General features: G+C 56.3%; 17 protein-coding genes. 7 read left to right on the top strand and 10 right to left on the bottom strand.

Annotated elements, in window-relative coordinates; all coding sequences use genetic code 11:
- Positions 1-40: 40 nt before the first annotated feature.
- From BLR31_RS17960 to BLR31_RS17925, 8 genes are all read right to left on the bottom strand, one after another.
- Complete coding sequence (locus BLR31_RS17960; protein ID WP_090598551.1) at positions 41-946, bottom strand: LysR substrate-binding domain-containing protein; 906 nt, start codon at positions 944-946, stop codon at positions 41-43.
- 30 nt (positions 947-976) lie between these two features.
- On the bottom strand, positions 977-1,951 hold the full coding sequence (locus BLR31_RS17955; RefSeq protein WP_090598547.1) for an ornithine cyclodeaminase: 975 nt from the start codon (positions 1,949-1,951) through the stop codon (positions 977-979).
- A 14-nt stretch (positions 1,952-1,965) separates the two neighbouring features.
- On the bottom strand, positions 1,966-2,439 hold the full coding sequence (locus tag BLR31_RS17950; protein ID WP_090598544.1) for a RidA family protein: 474 nt from the start codon (positions 2,437-2,439) through the stop codon (positions 1,966-1,968).
- Positions 2,436-3,542 carry an ABC transporter ATP-binding protein gene (locus BLR31_RS17945; protein ID WP_090598541.1) on the bottom strand — a complete coding sequence of 369 codons (1,107 nt, stop codon included), beginning with the start codon at positions 3,540-3,542 and terminating at the stop codon, positions 2,436-2,438. Before BLR31_RS17945 ends, BLR31_RS17950 begins: the two co-directional genes overlap by 4 nt.
- Positions 3,535-4,365, bottom strand: a complete 831-nt coding sequence (locus BLR31_RS17940; protein ID WP_090598539.1) for an ABC transporter permease — start codon at positions 4,363-4,365, stop codon at positions 3,535-3,537. Before BLR31_RS17940 ends, BLR31_RS17945 begins: the two co-directional genes overlap by 8 nt.
- Positions 4,362-5,288 carry an ABC transporter permease gene (locus BLR31_RS17935; protein WP_090598537.1) on the bottom strand — a complete coding sequence of 309 codons (927 nt, stop codon included), beginning with the start codon at positions 5,286-5,288 and terminating at the stop codon, positions 4,362-4,364. Before BLR31_RS17935 ends, BLR31_RS17940 begins: the two co-directional genes overlap by 4 nt.
- Positions 5,289-5,353: 65 nt before the next feature.
- Positions 5,354-6,454, bottom strand: coding sequence for an ABC transporter substrate-binding protein (locus tag BLR31_RS17930; protein WP_090598535.1), 1,101 nt, complete (start codon positions 6,452-6,454; stop codon positions 5,354-5,356).
- A complete protein-coding gene (locus tag BLR31_RS17925; RefSeq protein ID WP_090598533.1) occupies positions 6,451-7,713 on the bottom strand; it encodes an aminotransferase class V-fold PLP-dependent enzyme in 1,263 nt (420 codons plus the stop codon). Before BLR31_RS17925 ends, BLR31_RS17930 begins: the two co-directional genes overlap by 4 nt.
- A 204-nt stretch (positions 7,714-7,917) precedes the next feature.
- Between BLR31_RS17925 and BLR31_RS17920 the strand changes: the two genes are divergently transcribed.
- Both BLR31_RS17920 and BLR31_RS17915 read left to right on the top strand, forming a co-directional pair.
- Entirely contained in the window at positions 7,918-8,799 is an 882-nt protein-coding gene (locus tag BLR31_RS17920; protein WP_176762746.1) for a LysR substrate-binding domain-containing protein, read from the top strand.
- A gap of 110 nt (positions 8,800-8,909) precedes the next feature.
- Positions 8,910-10,064, top strand: coding sequence for a mandelate racemase/muconate lactonizing enzyme family protein (locus BLR31_RS17915; RefSeq protein ID WP_090598530.1), 1,155 nt, complete (start codon positions 8,910-8,912; stop codon positions 10,062-10,064).
- 115 nt (positions 10,065-10,179) lie between these two features.
- Here the strand turns inward: BLR31_RS17915 and BLR31_RS17910 are convergent, their stop codons facing one another.
- On the bottom strand, positions 10,180-11,055 hold the full coding sequence (locus tag BLR31_RS17910) for an N-acetylneuraminate lyase (protein WP_176762745.1): 876 nt from the start codon (positions 11,053-11,055) through the stop codon (positions 10,180-10,182).
- Positions 11,056-11,174: 119 nt separating this feature from the next.
- On the opposite strand from BLR31_RS17910, the gene BLR31_RS17905 reads away from it, so the two are divergent.
- The 5 genes from BLR31_RS17905 to BLR31_RS17885 all read left to right on the top strand — a co-directional run bounded on the left by BLR31_RS17905 (position 11,175) and on the right by BLR31_RS17885 (position 15,818).
- Positions 11,175-11,882 (top strand): FadR/GntR family transcriptional regulator, encoded by a 708-nt coding sequence (locus tag BLR31_RS17905; RefSeq protein ID WP_176762744.1) that lies wholly within the window; start codon positions 11,175-11,177, stop codon positions 11,880-11,882.
- Positions 11,883-11,900: 18 nt separating this feature from the next.
- Positions 11,901-12,872, top strand: coding sequence for a DctP family TRAP transporter solute-binding subunit (locus BLR31_RS17900; RefSeq protein ID WP_090598523.1), 972 nt, complete (start codon positions 11,901-11,903; stop codon positions 12,870-12,872).
- Between the two features lie 113 nt (positions 12,873-12,985).
- Complete coding sequence (locus tag BLR31_RS17895) at positions 12,986-13,516, top strand: TRAP transporter small permease (RefSeq protein WP_143009428.1); 531 nt, start codon at positions 12,986-12,988, stop codon at positions 13,514-13,516.
- Complete coding sequence (locus BLR31_RS17890; protein ID WP_090598519.1) at positions 13,513-14,787, top strand: TRAP transporter large permease; 1,275 nt, start codon at positions 13,513-13,515, stop codon at positions 14,785-14,787. Before BLR31_RS17895 ends, BLR31_RS17890 begins: the two co-directional genes overlap by 4 nt.
- Before the next feature lie 224 nt (positions 14,788-15,011).
- Positions 15,012-15,818: an HNH endonuclease gene (locus BLR31_RS17885; RefSeq protein ID WP_210183951.1), complete on the top strand. Its 807-nt coding sequence runs from the start codon at positions 15,012-15,014 to the stop codon at positions 15,816-15,818.
- 150 nt (positions 15,819-15,968) lie between these two features.
- Here BLR31_RS17885 and BLR31_RS17880 read toward each other — a convergent pair.
- On the bottom strand, positions 15,969-16,285 hold a 317-nt coding region (locus BLR31_RS17880; RefSeq protein WP_143009427.1), incomplete at its 5' end, for an integrase core domain-containing protein.

Here is a 16,285-nt window from a genome sequence, read left to right as displayed (position 1 = left end):
CTCGTCAGGCCAAATCGACAAAGCTGCCAATCCGCTATGTTCACGCCGCCCGGATCTGCCGGACGGGGGTCCTCGTTTCGGATGTCAACCACTGAGCAAAACCGGCGATTGCCGGGTCGCCCACCAGTCGCGCCGGCACAGCGAGTTGATATCCGCGTTCGTTTAGGTCAGTGCCCTGGAACAGGGCGACCAAATCATGAGCCTTTAGTTCGCGCGCAATAAGAGCTCGCGGCAGGATCGCCACCCCATGTCCGGCAATGGCCGCTGCGATGGCCAACTCAAATCCGCCAAACGTGAGGGTTGCGGTTTGCACGGGCTCAGAGTCTGTCATGGCAAACCATGCTGGCCACAGGCCCGTCATGTCCGACTGTGAAAGACGTCGGGCTCGCGAAAGGTCAGATGGTGCTTGAATTGCGAGGTGGTCTCGCAGGGCCGGCGAGGCAACCGGGGTCCAGTCGAGATCGAAAAGCGGGGAAACAACAACGTCCTGTTCGTTGGGGCGTCCGAGATGGATGTGGCAGTCGGCGATCCCGTCGGCCTCCGAACCGGTTGCTATTTCGAGCGCGATGTCAGGATGGGCGTCGCGATATCGTTGTAAGCGTGGGACAAGCCAACGCGAGGCAAATGAAAGCGGAGAGGCCAGGACAATGCGATCACGACCGCGGGCGCGGGTCCGCAGCGCCTCGGTGTTAACCTCAAGGTCTTCTAGCAATTGGCGAATCTGGGCGAGATAGGCCCGCCCCATATCGGTGAGGCAGATCTGATGGCGGGTGCGGGCGAGCAAGGAAACGCCCACAACCTGCTCGAGCTGGCGCACTCTTTTGCTGACCGCGCCCTGGGAAAGGCAGAGGTCTTCGGCTGCGCGCGAGAAGCTAAGATGGCGGGCCGTTGCCTCAAAGGCCACGAGTCCAGCGACTGAAGGTATCGAACGACGGGGAAAATCCATGTGTCACCTCCGGGCCGACGGCCGGCCTCCTCAGGTACTCGATGTGGTTGAAAAGGGGCGGCCGTGATGCCTGTCCATGAGGTATTTGGCGACGTAATAGTCGATGTGGCTCCCGCCCCCGTTTTTCATCATGGTGATATCGCTGTCTGACGTTCTGCCTTCCGCCTTGTTCTGGCAAAGCTCAAAAAGATCGCCGCGCACATCGTCAATGGTGATCACACCGCGCTCAAAAGGCCCTAAAAACTCGCCTGATCGTGTCGTCGTCTGCCGGTGATCTACAAAAACCTTGGCCCGCGTCAGCACGTCGTCATCAGCTTCGCGCATCTGAGGGGTAAATGAGCCGACAAGATCAAGGTGAGCGCCAGGCTTTAAGAGTTTGCCCTTGATGTGAGGCTCCGAAGCCATTGTCGCCGACGAGACTATGTCCGCCTCCGATATAGCATCATCAAGATCGTCAACGATTTCGGCCTGGATGCCTTTGGTCGCCAACTTGTCGACGAGCGCCTCCGCATTGGCCGTGGTTCGGTTCCATATTCGGACAGTCTCGATTCCTGGCCGAGCACTTAGGTGAGCTTCTATAAGATAAGGTGCCAACCCACCTGCCCCGACCATCAGGAAGGACTTGGCATCGGGTCGCGACAGCATCTTAGATCCCAGAGCCGAGTCCGAGGAAGTCTTGCGAAATATCACCGCTTCTCCGTCTATGAGCGACTCGATGACCCCCGTCTCGCCATTGATAAAGGCATAGATGGAATTGACCGTGGGCAAACCATGACGTTCCTTATTGTTTGGAAAGGAAGTGACCATCTTGGCGAGGATGCCCTCGCCAGGCTCCCATGCGGGTAGAATGATGAAGATGTCGGGTTGGCCAGTTGGGTTCGGCTCTTGGTAAATGAGCCGATCGGACTGTTTAGGCATTCCGCCCATATGTGCCTTCTCAAGAGCATCGATCAGCCCAGGGAAATCGAGGAGTTCATGGACGCGTTCAGCATCTACCATCAGCATGGAATAAGGTCCTTTCAGTTTTTCAGTTCGACGACCGCGTCAATTTCGACGCAGACGCCCAAGGGAAGACTCGAAACGCCGACAGCGGCGCGAGTATGGCGCCCGGCTTCGCCGAACAATTCGAGCATGAGGTCAGACGCACCGTTGACTACCTGCGGGTGAGCGTTGAAATCTGGCGTCGCGCAAACGAAGCCGCCGAGCCGGACAATCTGGGCCACACGGTCGAAATCGCCATCGACTGCGACGCCGAGCTGGGCGAGGATCATGAGCGCACAATGGCGTGCAGCGTCCCGAGCGGTTTCCACCGAGACGTTTGCTCCAACAATGCCGCAATAGGGCCCGGGAGACTCAGCCACCCCCGTGGTCGGCGGCAACTGACCCGAGATAAAGCAATGACCGCGCGAGACCAAGAATGGTACGTAGCTGCCTTTGGGGGCGACGATTACGGGAAGTTGGAGGCCGAGCTCCTCAAGGCGGTCGCTAATCATTTTACTGTCTCTTTTCGTTCGACGAGGACGGCAACGGCTTCTCGCGCAATGTAAAGATCAAGTGTACCGTCGCCCTCAGGCACGCTGCCGGGCCTAACTTCCAGGGTGAGTGCCGTGCCGTTTGCGGTCTGGCAACGAAGGTGGATCCGACCTCCGAGAAAGGTCTGCTCGTGGGCTCGAGCAGGCAGCGCGAGCTCCCCGAAACCTGGGCCAGACCCCACAATTACGTCCTCAGGCCGGATAACCAATGTGACGACGTCACCTGTTGCAACGGTTCTTCCACCGGTAACGCAGTCTGCCGGAACCGCCCAATTCTGACCTTCGACCTCAAGGTTAAGCACAGCGCCGTCGTTGCCAGAGACTCGGGCCGGCAGCATGTTGGCCGCGCCCACGAAGCCGGCGACGAACGCAGTTGCTGGGCGCGCATAAACGGCACGGGGTGTATCGAGTTGCTCAATTCTTCCATCCTTCATCACCGCCACCAGATCAGACATGGACATGGCCTCGTCCTGATCGTGGGTGACGAAGACGAATGTCTTACCAGTGGTGCGCTGGATGGACTTTAGTTCATGTTGAAGCTCAAGCCGGAGCTTAAGGTCGAGCGCTCCCAGTGGCTCGTCCAGGAGCAGTGAAACCGGATCGGGCGCCAGCGCACGAGCCAGCGCAACACGTTGACGCTGTCCGCCTGAAAGCGCGCTAGGCTCGCGACTGCCGACATCGGGAAGCCGGATGAGTTCAAGCATGGCATCGACGCGCGCCTCAATCTCGAGACGCGTCATTCCTTTCATCTCGCAGCCGAATCCCACATTGCGTCGCACGCTCATGTGCGGAAACAGGGCATAGTCCTGGAAAACCATATTGACAGGCCGGATATGAGGAGGAAGCGCCGTCACATCTCTGCCTCCCACCATAATTGAACCGGAGTCGGGTGTGAGAAATCCTGCAATGGACCGCAGTAGAGTGGACTTTCCGCAGCCTGATGGCCCGAGAAGTGTAATGAATATGCCGCTCTCGACGGTGAGTGAGACGTTGTCAATCGCACGGAACTCGGCGAACGACTTGGCGACGTTACGTACCTCTATGGCTGGTACAGATTTAGACATTCTTGTCGTCTCCTGACGCCGCAAGTCGGCCTTGTTTTGCAGGGGCGGTACGCTTGCGGGTGAATCGTTCAGCATAGATTCCCAGCGCAATGGTCGCGACGAGGACTAGTGTCGAGATCGCCGCAAGGCCAGGATCGAAACCGAAGCGCAGCCGGGCAAAGAGCAACACCGGGAAGGTCGGATCGAAACTGCCGAGAAAAAAGGACCGAGTGAAATCCTCGAATGAGAGCAGCATGCAGAACATAAAGGCGCCGAATAGTGCTGGACTTAGATACGGTAGCACCACGCGGAAAAAGATAATGAACTCATCTGCTCCTAGATCTCGAGCGGCATCGGCAAGATTAGGGCTCATAGAGTTGAGGCGCGTGAGCAGCATGACGACAACAAAAGGTACCGACGACACTGCATGGCCAAAGGCGATCGCGACCAGACCAGTTTGGATGCCGAAATTGCCGATAAACATGCGAAGCGCGATGGCGCTGACGACGATGGGAATAAAGGCGGGCATGACGATGATCGTGATCAGTATCGCGCGCCACACTCCGTGGAAACGCGCGACCATAAAGGCCATCGGTGTTCCAATCCCCAGACCGAGGATAGTCGATAAGACAGCGACCTGGAGAGACACCCAGAGGGAAGCAAGTATCTCGCGGTCATCGAGAACCGACTGATACCAATCGGTCGTCCATGACTGAATGGGAAAGGCGACGAAGTTAGAATCCCTAAAGCCCATCGCAGCCATCACAAACAGGGGCAAAAAGAGCCAAGTGACGAAGAGCCAAAAGTAGACTGGCAGGGCTACTTTGCCCAAGTGGTGCATCATGACCGTCTCCCTGGCTGTTTCTGCAGCACGGCCATGAACACACCGACATAAGCAAGCGCGGCAAAGATCAAGATCATTGAAAAAGCGCTTCCCAATGGCCAGGAATCTCCCGCTCGCCCAAAGATCTGGCCGATGGTGGAGGCAAACAGCGTGTTGGATGGGCCTCCAAGCAACACCGGCATGGCATAGAGGCCAACGACCAGCAGGAAAACGAGCGTGCAACCGGTGACAATTCCATCGCGTGCCAGCGGTAGAATAATACGCGTAAACCGTCGAAAGCTAGTCGCCCCGAGGTCGGCGGCCGCTTCAAGTAGCCGATCGTCGATCTTTTCTAGCGCAGAATATAAGGGGAGGAGCATATAAAGTGAGGTTAGGTAGAGCACGCCGATCGTCAGCGAAATGTTGTTGTAGAGCAGCTCAAACGGCGGGCCCGAATAGCCTACAGAGGACAGAAAGGAATTGACCGCTCCACGATTGGATAGCATCAGCATCCAAGCGAACGAGCGAATGATTTCACTGATCCAAAAAGGGGCAATCACCAGTAATAATAGCCTCACCCGCCGGATACGAGGCGCAACTTTGGCGATGTAATAGGCGACTGGAAACATCACCAAAAGGGTCAGGGCAGTTACCAGGGTGGCGAAGATAAAGGATCGGGCAAAGGCCGACAGATAGAGGGGGCGCTCGAAGAAGGCGAAATAGTGCCGGATCGTAAATTCCGGGGCTGTCCCCGCGGCCAACGGGTAAGATTGGTAAAAGCTGATTACAAACATCTGTACGAGGGGTGCGATGTTAGCAAGCACGATCCAGGCTAGCGGTAGGGCCGAGATTATCGCTAGCCGCGCCAGCGAGGAGCGCGCTAGCAATTCGGTCAGCGACCGATAAGCAGCAAAGCGTCGAGCCCAGATAAAAAATGCGGTCATGGACGACCCGATCTTTCAATAATTGTATGTCCCGGACGCTTACCGCCCGGGACGCGACGATACGACTAGGCGGCGCGGATTTCTTCTGCCGCGGTGTCGATAAGATCGAAGATGAATGGAGCTGTTTCGACATCGACCCACGAGAGCCGTGAACGCTCCTCGGCTCCGAGGGCCAGCACGGCCCGCTCCTCGGGAGTGAGGTGCTCGCCGGTGCCGGCGATCACCGATTCATATCCGGTGGAGCGAACAATCTCAGCCCCGTTCTCGGACGAGGATAGAAGCGCATTAAGGAAGGTGTAGGCGTTGTCCAGGTTGGTGGCGTTGCGGGTGATGTTGAACCCGTAAGCGTAGGCAAGGCCCCCTTCCTCGGGGATGGTATAGCCAGCAGGGAAACCTTCGATAATCAACTGGGCGGACGGGCCCGAACCGGCCTCAGCCAGCGCAACGTCGCCATTTACGAACATCTGCTGGATCTCAGTCGCAGCCTCATAGTAGCGACGCACCTGCCCCTTGTGCTCGATAAGGAAATCCCGGGTGGCGTTAACCGCTTGCTGAGCCTGCTCGGGATCATCCATGTACGATGCTGCCGAACCATCATAGCCAAGATAGTTCATGGCGATCTGGAAGAAATCCTGGATTTGGTAGGTCGTGCGCCCAGCATTGGCGGGATCAAACATTACGTCCCAGCTCGTTGGTTTATCGAACTGCTGAGAATCATAAAGAAGGCCGGTTGTGACCACAACGAGTGGAACGCCCCAACGTTCACCATTCCGAGACACCCAGGTTGCCTCAGCGTATTCTGGCTCAATTCTGTCCCAAGCGGTCATCTTACCCATGTCGATGGGTTCAAGAAAACCAGCATCTACGAATTGGTAGAACCGGTGTCCAGCGCAGCACACGATGTCAGCACTGTAGTTGCCCTCTTCAGCCGCCATCAGATTAAACTGCTCACCCTGGTCCGATACCTGCCGGATGTTAAGGCGAATGCCGCTTTCCTCCTCAAAACGTCGGCGGAAGTCATCGGTGATAAATCCCGAATAGGACCAGACGTTGAGTTCCCCAGCCTGGGCAAAGGCGGGACGTATGATCGCAGGAGCTGCAAGGGCCGCGAGCCCCGTGGCGCCAGCACCGCGCAGTAGTGTGCGCCGGGTCAGTTTGCTTTTCATTGTTCCACTCCGAGTGAAGGTTGCAGGGGGCTTTTGTTATCGTTCTTATTGGCGTGGGACAGGCTCGCACCCTTGGCGCCTGTCATCGCATCGAGCGCCTCAATGAGCGCATCGAGTTCTTCAACAGTGTTGTAAGCGTGGATCGACGCCCGAACCATGTGGGTCGTGCCCCCGGAAATGAGCGCGAAGCGTGTGAGTTGGCAGGCCGATACGGACGTGTTGATCGAATGGACCGAGCGCAGGCGAGCCACAATCTCGGGCGAACTCAGCACCGCGTGCGAGAAAGTGACAATACCACTTTTTTCGGTGCCGCGGTCATGGACGGTGATGCCACTCAAGTCCGAGAGCGAAGAACGAAGATGTTCCGAAAGCATGCGGATGCGGTTCCACATCGGTTCAATGCCGACGTCGAGCGCATACCGAGCGGCGCAGCCGAGACCGATCTGACCAGCAATACTCGCCTCCCACAGCTCGAACCGGCGCGCATCGGCTGCGATCTCGTACTCGTTTACTCCAGACCAACTTGCCGAGCGAATATCAAGCGCGTGAGGCACCAGGCGATCGAGCCAGTCACGGCGCACCCACAAAAAACCCGTGCCGCGCGGGCCACGCATATACTTTCGGCCCGTCGCAGACAGCATCGTGCAGCCTAGGGTCGCTACATCCAGCGGCATCTGGCCTGCCGACTGGCAAGCGTCAAGCAGAAAGGGAACGCCATGGGCGGCGGCGATTTGGCCAACCATTACCGCGGGATTGATCAAACCGTCATTGGTCGGCATGTGCGAGAGGCAGATGAGCCGAGTGCGCGGGCCAATCATCGCCGCGAGCGCCACCAGGTCGATGGTTCCATCTTCAGCGTCTGGTACCAGCTGCAGCTCAATGCCCTGGCGTCGTTGGGCATGCAAAAAACTGACCATGTTAGCATTGTATTCTGACCGTGCCGTCAGGACGACATCGCCGGGCTTCCAGTCCATTGCATGGAAAACCGCGAGCCAAGCGCGAGTTGCGCTGTCTAGAAAGGCGATCTCATCTGGGTGCCCACCGATCATCGCTGCTACGTGGAGATAGAAGCCCTCGATCGCGTCTGCTGCCTCGACTGCTGCCTCATAGCCGCCAATGCGACTCTCAAGATCTAAGTGTCCCTTTATCGCCTCAAGCACCGGGGACGGCATCAGCGAAGCACCGGCATTGTTGAGATGCATGACATCATTCAAGCAACCCGGAGTGGTGGCCCGCATGGCCTGAATATCAAGTTCCATAAGCCTGCTTGTTGATTCTGTTACGCTTTCCGTGAGCAGCGTATAGTTTTCTTCTGGTGAAGAGAGCGCTGTACGCCCTGTATCACCGCATGACATGGGTAGACTGGCACCAAATTTTGCGCCACGAAAGAGTGATAAGATTCATTGTGAGTATGAATTTGGCTCATGTCACTACGTCGTCACATACCCTCTGCTAGCGCGCTTTTGGCCTTTGAGGCCGCCGCGCGGCTAGGATCTTTTTCGCGGGCGGCAGAGGAACTCAATATCACTCAGCCTGCGGTCAGCCATGCCATTGCAGCCATGGAGAGACATCTGGGCCAGAAGCTGTTCATACGTTCCGGCCCGCGCCTCATATTGACGGAAAACGGAGAAAAACTTGGCCGTGTGACGACCCGATCATTCAGCGCGATTCAAGAGGTCTTCGAGGACATCGAAGGCCGCGACCCTACTCGGGAAACAGTCATGCTTTCGATCTCCTCAGGCATGGCGACCCATTGGCTCATGCCCCGATACGATCGCTTCCGGGACCATTTTCCCCAAGTGGACTTGCAGTTCCAGCTTATCCCTGGCAGCGTCGGGGGGCCGCTGTACAATTGCGATCTGGGTTTGCGGGTAGCTTCGGGGGAGGACTCGGCAGAGCTTGACGGACGGTTCGCACCCGAACGCATCCTCGCAGTCTGTTCACCAGCCTACCTAGCCGAGTTCGGCAAGTTTGAATCTCCACGGCGTCCTCAGACATTGATCGCCCTGCCCGACCACTGGTTTGGTTGGCCCGAGTTCTCCCATGCAGCACAATACAGGCTGACTTCTGACGGCGATCGGCTGTCGTTTTCCGACTATTCGGTCTGTGTACAGGCGGCGCTGAGTGGGCAAGGAGTGGCACTGGGGTGGACTTCTGTTACTTCTCGACTTCTAGCTGACGGTCTCCTGGTAACGGCAAGCGATACCGTGGTGGTCACCGGGCGCAGCTATCACTTTGTGACCTCGAGCCAGAGGGCAACACGGCCGATCGTTCAGGCGGTCCGCGAATGGCTGATCAAGGAGATGCACAAAGACGAAGCGGAACTGGAAGAGCTGCTCGCATGATGCCGCGCTAGCTATTCCCCGAAGTCCTACGGGTCGGAAGAGAATTCGGTTGGCCGAAGAGAGCACCGGTCCGACAATGGCCGGATAACCAACCTTCCGGAAGGTCTCCTATGAAAGTCAAATCCGCCCGCGTCCACGTCGTTCCCTGCGGCAATCGCCGTGCCGTCATCATCGAACTGGAGACCGATACAGGGCTCACTGGCCTCGGAGAGGCCGGGATGGCATATGGTGCTGGCACGACCGCAGCGGCCGAGCTTGCTGGAGAAATGATCGAGCGGTTCGTCATTGGGGAGGACGCAAGTCGGATCGAACGCATCTGGAACACGATTTACGACACCGCCTTCTGGACGAAGGGCGGAGGCGCGATAACCTTCTCCGCTTTGAGTGCTATCGAGCACGCGCTTTGGGACATAAAGGGCAAGGATCTGGGCGCGCCGGTTCATTCGCTGATGGGCGGACCTGTCGACGATCATGTGGCAGTTTATGCCAATGGCTGGTGGATTGGGTGCGACGATGCCAAAAGCTACGCGCGTGCGGCAGCGCAAACTGCAGCCCGTGGCTTTAATGCGCTTAAGCTGTATCCGCTTGGGATGGCGGATCCGATCACAGTGGTCAAGCATCCGGTGCGCCGTGCTCTCGACGCTTCAGCCCAACGGTTAGTCGTAGAAAGATGTAAGGCCATTCGCGAGGCGGTGGGTTCGGACGTCGCGATCCTGCTCGATTTCGGGGGCGGGCTGAGCCATCACCAGCTCATGACAATTCTTGAAGCGATCGAGCCTCTAGATATCGGTTTTGTCGAGGAGCCGGTGGACCCTGCCCTGCCCGAAGCCATGGCGCGCGTGGCAGCACGCACCTCGATCCCGATCGCAGCTGGTGAGCGCACTTATACCCGATACGGCTTTCATGCGCTTTTCTCCGCCGGGGCGATTACTATAGCTCAACCGGATGTGTGCAATACGGGTGGACTAATGGAAACAAAAAAGATCGCGGCTATGGCTGAGGCATATAATTTGCGCGTCGCCCCCCATAATTATGGCAGTCCACTCGCCACAGCGATATCCCTCCATGCCTGCGCCGCGATCTCGAACCCACTAATACTTGAAATTTTCCCTGACTTCGAAAAAGAACCCGGCTATCGGCCCGTGATCGAAGAACCGTTCGAGGCCAAAATTGTCGACGGAAAACTCGCGTACCCCACCGGACCAGGTTTAGGGGTAAAAGCGGACCGAAAATCGCTCGAGGACACGCTCTGGCGTGCGATCTGAGCGGAACGGACCGATGCTTGACTTGGCGAACTTACCGAGAGACCGCTATCCGCAGATCAGAATATGACGTATCCAGCTTCATAAAAATACAGCCGTCGGGTAGCGGTCGATTTGCCTATTTCCGGCTTTCTCGCCAAGCGATCAGGTTATCGATGGCCGCATCCAACCCTGGAACCGCAGTCCAGTCGTGCGGCTGAAAGGGCGCTCGCGCCCGTCCGGTTTGGTAACCCATTCGCGCCAACACGTACTTTGTGCCATCGATGATGGACGGGTAGACCCGCTCGATCATATCATTGGCTATGCCCTGCAAACGCAGTGCTTTGGACTGATTGCCTGCCTCCCATTCCGAACGAATGGTAACGAACACATCGCCCATAAAGTTGTACGTCGTACCGATGCCCCCGTCGGCGCCCATGGTCAGCCCCGCGAGCAAAATCTCATCAAAACCGTTGAAGAAGATTTTGTTGGGATAGGCGCGTTTGAGCTGATCGAGCATGTAGAGATCGGCCGACGTGTATTTTACGCCGGAAATCTTCGGATTTGCGAGAAGGCGATCACAGAGCTCCCGCGAAAGTCCTAGTCCCTTCTGGGGAAAGGAATACACGATGAGCGGGAGCGCTGATGCTTCCGAGATCGCAGTATAATGGGCAAACAACTCATCTTCCGAAAATCCGTAGTAAAACGGAGAGATTGCGGAAATAGCGGAATATCCCGCCCTCTCAGCCACTTCTGCCAATGATTGAGCATCCCGCGTAGCCACTGTGCCTACGTGAGCAATCAGCTTTAGCCCTGGGTTGTGCTCAGCAACTGCTTTTAGAACGGCTTGCCGCTCCGCAACCGACTGAAGCACTGCCTCTCCGCTACTGCCGCCGACGTAGACCCCGTCTAGTCCCTGTTTCTTTTGGAATTTTAGGAGTCCCTCAAGAAGGGTGGGATCGAACTCGCCGCCCGCGTTGTAGGGCGTGACCAAAGCCGAATATAGTTCTCGCATCATCAAACTCCAAAAATTCTTATCATCTGGCTTGTGTTTGATCTCGTTTGGTAAGTCAATTAATTATTTTGGCTTTACAAAACAGCTGGGCGATGCAACAACCCGCTTCAGGAGGCGTCATGACGACCACTACCAAATCACAGCGCATCTCTGCCGAGGACATCGCTGAGGAACTCGCCCAGGACATTAAAATGTCCCGAATTGAGGTGGGGTCGCCTTTGCCGTCTGAGCGCATAATCTCGGAACGATTTGGGGTGTCCCGGCCGACAGTGCACCAAGCCGTACTGACCCTCTCTCGCCAAGGATATTTGACCCTACGTGAGGGTCATCGTCCGAGGGTCGCCATGCCGCGGGCCGAGGCACTTGAAGGATTTCAGTCTCAAGCTGTTACTGCGATTTTGCGTCAGCCAGAGGGCCATGCCAGCCTAGAACAGTTCCGCCAAATCATAGAGCTAGGTGCTGTTCGCTTCATAGCCCGGGGCGGAGCGCTCCATCACATCGGTAAGCTCATAGTGCATCTTCGCGCGGGCGAAACCGCGCAGTCTCCCGAGGAATTTGTTGCGGCAGATGCAGGGTTTCACAAGACCCTGATTTCCAGCATCGAAAATCCAGTCATTACCAATCTCTACGGAAGTTTCATCGACGAACTCTTTGAGCGGCGTACGGCACTAGCTGTCGATCGATCGCGTTGGCCACGGGTTCTCGATCAACACCGACAGATTGTCGAAGCCATTCGCAATCGCGACGAAACGACCGCCGCACGCGTCCTCGAGGATCACTTGATGGACGCCTACACATCCACCGTATCAACGAAACCTAACGACTAAACACAACTGGAGGAAACCATGTCCAATTCTCGCCTAGCCCTACTTCTAGGAACCGCCCTCTGCGCGGTGTCAGCACCTATTCAAGCGCAAACGCTCACACTGGGTCTTCAGGAGTCGCAGGGCCACAATCTTTACGTTGGCGCTCAGGCTCTCGATGAAAAACTGCAGGAACTGTCCGGTGGGACAATGAGCCTCGACATCTTTCCGGGCGCGCAGCTAGGCGATTTCCGAGCCATGGCGGGGCAGGTACAAGCCGGCGAACTGGATCTGTTTATTCACGGCCACACCGACCTCAACTATATGATCCCTGAGCTGACGCTGATCGGCGCCGCCTATGTGCTGCCGAGCTTTGAGGCCTACGAAGATCTCTTCGAAAGTGAATGGGGTGACGAGACGCTTGCGCTGTATGAAGCGCAGGGATTGCGCCCCCTGGACTCCTGGTATCTTGGCATGCGTCAGATGACGTCCAATCGCCCCATCAACTCAATCGATGACATGCGGGGGCTCAAGCTCCGCGTCCCCAACACCGACTTTCTGATTGCGTTCGCAGAAGGTGTCGGCGCTCAAGCATCCCCTGTCGCCTTCCAGGAGGTTTATCTAGCCCTCCAGACAAACCAGGTCGATGCGCAGGAAAATCCCCTTCCAACCATCGAAAACATGAAGTTCTTTGAAGTGCAGGATTATATCGCACTCACATCACATTTCATGGCCGCGATGCAGGTCACGGTGGGCGACGCAACATGGCAGAACCTGACTGAAGAGCAGCAAGGCTGGCTCCTCGAAGCCGTGAAACATGGTGGTGAGGTCTCGGATGAACTGACTTACACCGACGAGGCGGAGCTGCTGGCGTTCTTTGAGGAACAAGGTCTTGAAGTGACCGAGCCTGAACTGACGGGTTTCCGTGAAGCTATGCAGCCTTATTACGACACGCTCGAATCCCGGTTTGGAGAAGGCAGCGTGTCAAACCTGATCGCTATTACCCAACCTTAACTCACTGGACGCCGATTTCTCGGTTCCTCGATTGGGACAGGTGAAATCTCGCATCTTGTCAGCGACCACCCTCTTGCCCGGTGTGGCAGGAGGGACAAATTGGGAGGCCGTCCTTGTCGAATTCAGAAAATGATCAAGCCAGCGATTTAGGGTCTGAGAGGCGCTTGAAGCCCTACTCTATCGAAGGATCGATTGCTGCAGCACTTATGGGCTGCCTGCTTTTGACCGTGGCGGTTCAAGTTGTCGGCCGCTTAGCAGGGGGCATTGGACCAGTTTGGACAGAAGAACTTTCACGCTGGGTTTGGGTATGGATGGCCTTCATCGGTGCCGCAGAGGTAGAGCGTCAGCGGGGAAGTCTCCGGATGGAGATCGTTTCGGGGGCGTTGCCTCGGAAGGCTAGCACAGCTCTGGATATTGTCATCGACATTGCGTTCGTGGCCATTCTCATTCATCTCATCCAAATTGGATGGGCCATGGTTGAGCGCACAGCGACCTACTCATCAGTCGCCCTGCCCGTCCCTACCGCCTTCCTTTACGCGGCCTTTCCCATCGGCGGCATGTTGATCCTAATCCGTTTGGTCCTTCGTATTTTCAGCGATGGAAAGAGCCTATTTAGCGGCGCGTCGGGGAGCGACAAGTCATGACTTTGCTCATTATCGCGGGCGCAATGCTCGGCATGATTTTCATCGGCGTGCCCATCGCGGTCGCGATGCTCTTCACCTCAATGGGCTATTTTTACATCACGGGCACTGGTCTATCGTTCGCCACCCAGCGCCTTGTAGACAGCCTCAACAGCTTCCCTCTCCTGGCTATACCACTTTTTATCCTCGCTGCTTCGCTGCTCACAAATGGCGGGATCACCAATCATATTTTCGGCTTCGCAACTCGGCTTGTAGGCCACGTACGTGGCGGTCTTGGACACGTCAATGTGCTCGCGAGTGTCTTTTTCTCAGGCATGTCTGGGTCGGCAGTTGCCGACACCTCTGGGTTGGGAAAGATGGAAATCGACGCGATGCGCAAAGCGGGCTACGACGACGACTTTTCTGGCGCGGTCACTGCAGCATCGTCGATGATAGGGCCGATCATTCCGCCATCTATCACCCTCGTACTCTACGGCGTCAGCGCCAACGTGTCGGTGGGCGCCCTGTTCTTGGCAGGTATCATACCTGGGCTGGCTTGCGCGCTCGCCCTCATGGTTATGGTCTATATTGTCTCGGTAAAACGTAACTACCCGGCCCTGCCCCGAGCTCGCCTCAGCGAGATTTTGTCGAGCTTCCGTAGCGCCTTTTGGGCCCTCCTTACCCCACTGATTATCATCTTAGGAATTTTCGGAGGAATATTCTCGCCAACGGAAGCCGCGGCCGCAACAGTAGTTTACGCGATCTTGATCGACCTCTTCATCTACAAGCAGCTCACTTGGCGCAAAATCTGGGATTCGCTTTACGAGTCAGCGACCCTGTCGGCGAGCATTGCGTTCATTGTTGCCAACGTCGGGATGTTGGGCATCATATTTGCGCGAGAACAAGCACCGCAACAGATTGCGGCATTGTTCTTAAATTTCGTTGAAGACCCGCTGATGTTCCTGCTGATGGTCAACATACTGATCTTCTTTTTGGGCGCATTCATTGAATCGATGGCGATCCTTTTGATCCTGGTTCCCATACTGGTGCCCTCAGCGCTCGCCTTCGGTATCGACCCTGTTCAATTCGGCATCATCGTCTGCTTTAATATAATGATCAGCACCCTGACACCGCCGATGGGGATGGCGCTGTTCGTAGTGGCGAAAGTCGGAAATATCCCGTTTCAAAAGCTTGCTTACGCAATTCTTCCTTGGCTCATCCCACCTCTGGTGGTGCTTGCTCTCATAACTCTATTCCCTCCGCTAACGCTGTTTCTACCCAGCCTCGCTGGATAACATTCCGCCGAGCATTTGAGTTCGCGTGGGAGGTCGCGCTTGCAAAACCTCCGACGCGACGTGGTGCGAATATTTGGCGAGGGGCTCAAGTTGCCTCTCGTACAAACTTATCGCTAGCTAGGGTATAGCGACCCATAAGGCCAAGTGATGTAGCGAACTAGTTCGACTGGACCCAAGACTATGGTACTTCAAGTCTTGAATGCCACACCTCTTGGAGAGAGCCGATGGTCAACCCAACTTTTGTTCCGATAGCGATTGACCTCCCGGAGTACCAGAAATTAGACGGGACGAAGGCATCTGCTCCATTTAGCAAGTCCACCCATGACCTTTTCACACGAGTTTCTCTAAGTAGCCCCGGCAATGGCGACGGTCCTCGCACCAACTATTTCAAGCAACAACTCGTTCGAATTGCGGAGCAGATTAATCAGCCCAGCGTGCCATACCGTTTTACCGACGGTCGCGGGCAGCGCAGATCTATGGATGGTGGCTGTTTAAAATTTGTCGGCCCTGATGGTCAGGGTGTTGTCGACTTTGTTGAGGTTGATGGCTTCATCGTCGGCGTGACTATAAAGCCAGAATTATTCGCGGCCTACGCTAACACTTCTACTGAGCCAACTGACGTAACCCAGCTTTTAGCGCTTGAGGGCATTACTGAAACTGAACGCCTTAGGCTTGTAGAGGCTAGGCTGGGACAGGGCCGGTTTAGAGATCAGGTGCTTGCCAAATGGCAGGGAGCTTGCGCTGTGACAGGTGTGAGGCTGACTCGCGTAATAAGAGCGTCCCACATCAAGCCCTGGCGCGAAGCTTCGCATGCAGAGCGCCTAGACGCCGACAACGGCTTGCCGCTTGTCGCTACGTTGGACGCGCTGTTCGATGCTGGCCTTATCTCGTTTGACGATTCAGGAAACATGCTAAAACATGCGGATGTTCTTGCCGAAGAAAATGTTCAGCTCGAGCGCGGTCTTAGGTCCCGTCCGAATGATCGCACTGCTGAATATCTGCGATATCATCGGCAAAAGTTTGCACTGTAATACCATCGCAGGCGCCCTCGCGCCCGCCGCCTGACCCCGACCGTCGTTGGCATCGATCAGCACGTCCGGGGCAGCCTGTGTTGATTGCCGTTGAGATCTGACCCGGTATTGGAGTGAACCCCTGGGACTGGACCAGCGCAGCGTTCCAAACTAAGCCGCCTGTTGGGCGAGTTGGGTTTCAAATTCCTCTGGTGAGCGATAGCCGAGGGCAGAGTGGAGCCTTCGGGTATTGTAGATTTCCTCGATGAACCTTGGCAAGCTGTCGACGACATCGGCAAAGGTTTCGTATTCGCAGAGATAGACCTCCTCGACCTTGAGCGTTTTCATGAAGCTCTCGGCCTGAGCGTTATGGTAAGGATTGCCGATGGCGCTCATCGAGCCCCGCAGTCCGGCGGCTTCAAGCTCATTGCGATAACGCTCACTTGCGTATTGGCAGCCGCGGTCCGAATGGTGAATGCAACCGGGGG

This window comes from Pelagibacterium luteolum (assembly GCF_900100665.1).
Classification (GTDB): Bacteria; Pseudomonadota; Alphaproteobacteria; order Rhizobiales; family Devosiaceae; genus Pelagibacterium; species Pelagibacterium luteolum.
Note: the sequence above shows the minus strand (reverse complement) of the source record. Positions and strands in the feature narration are given on the sequence as shown.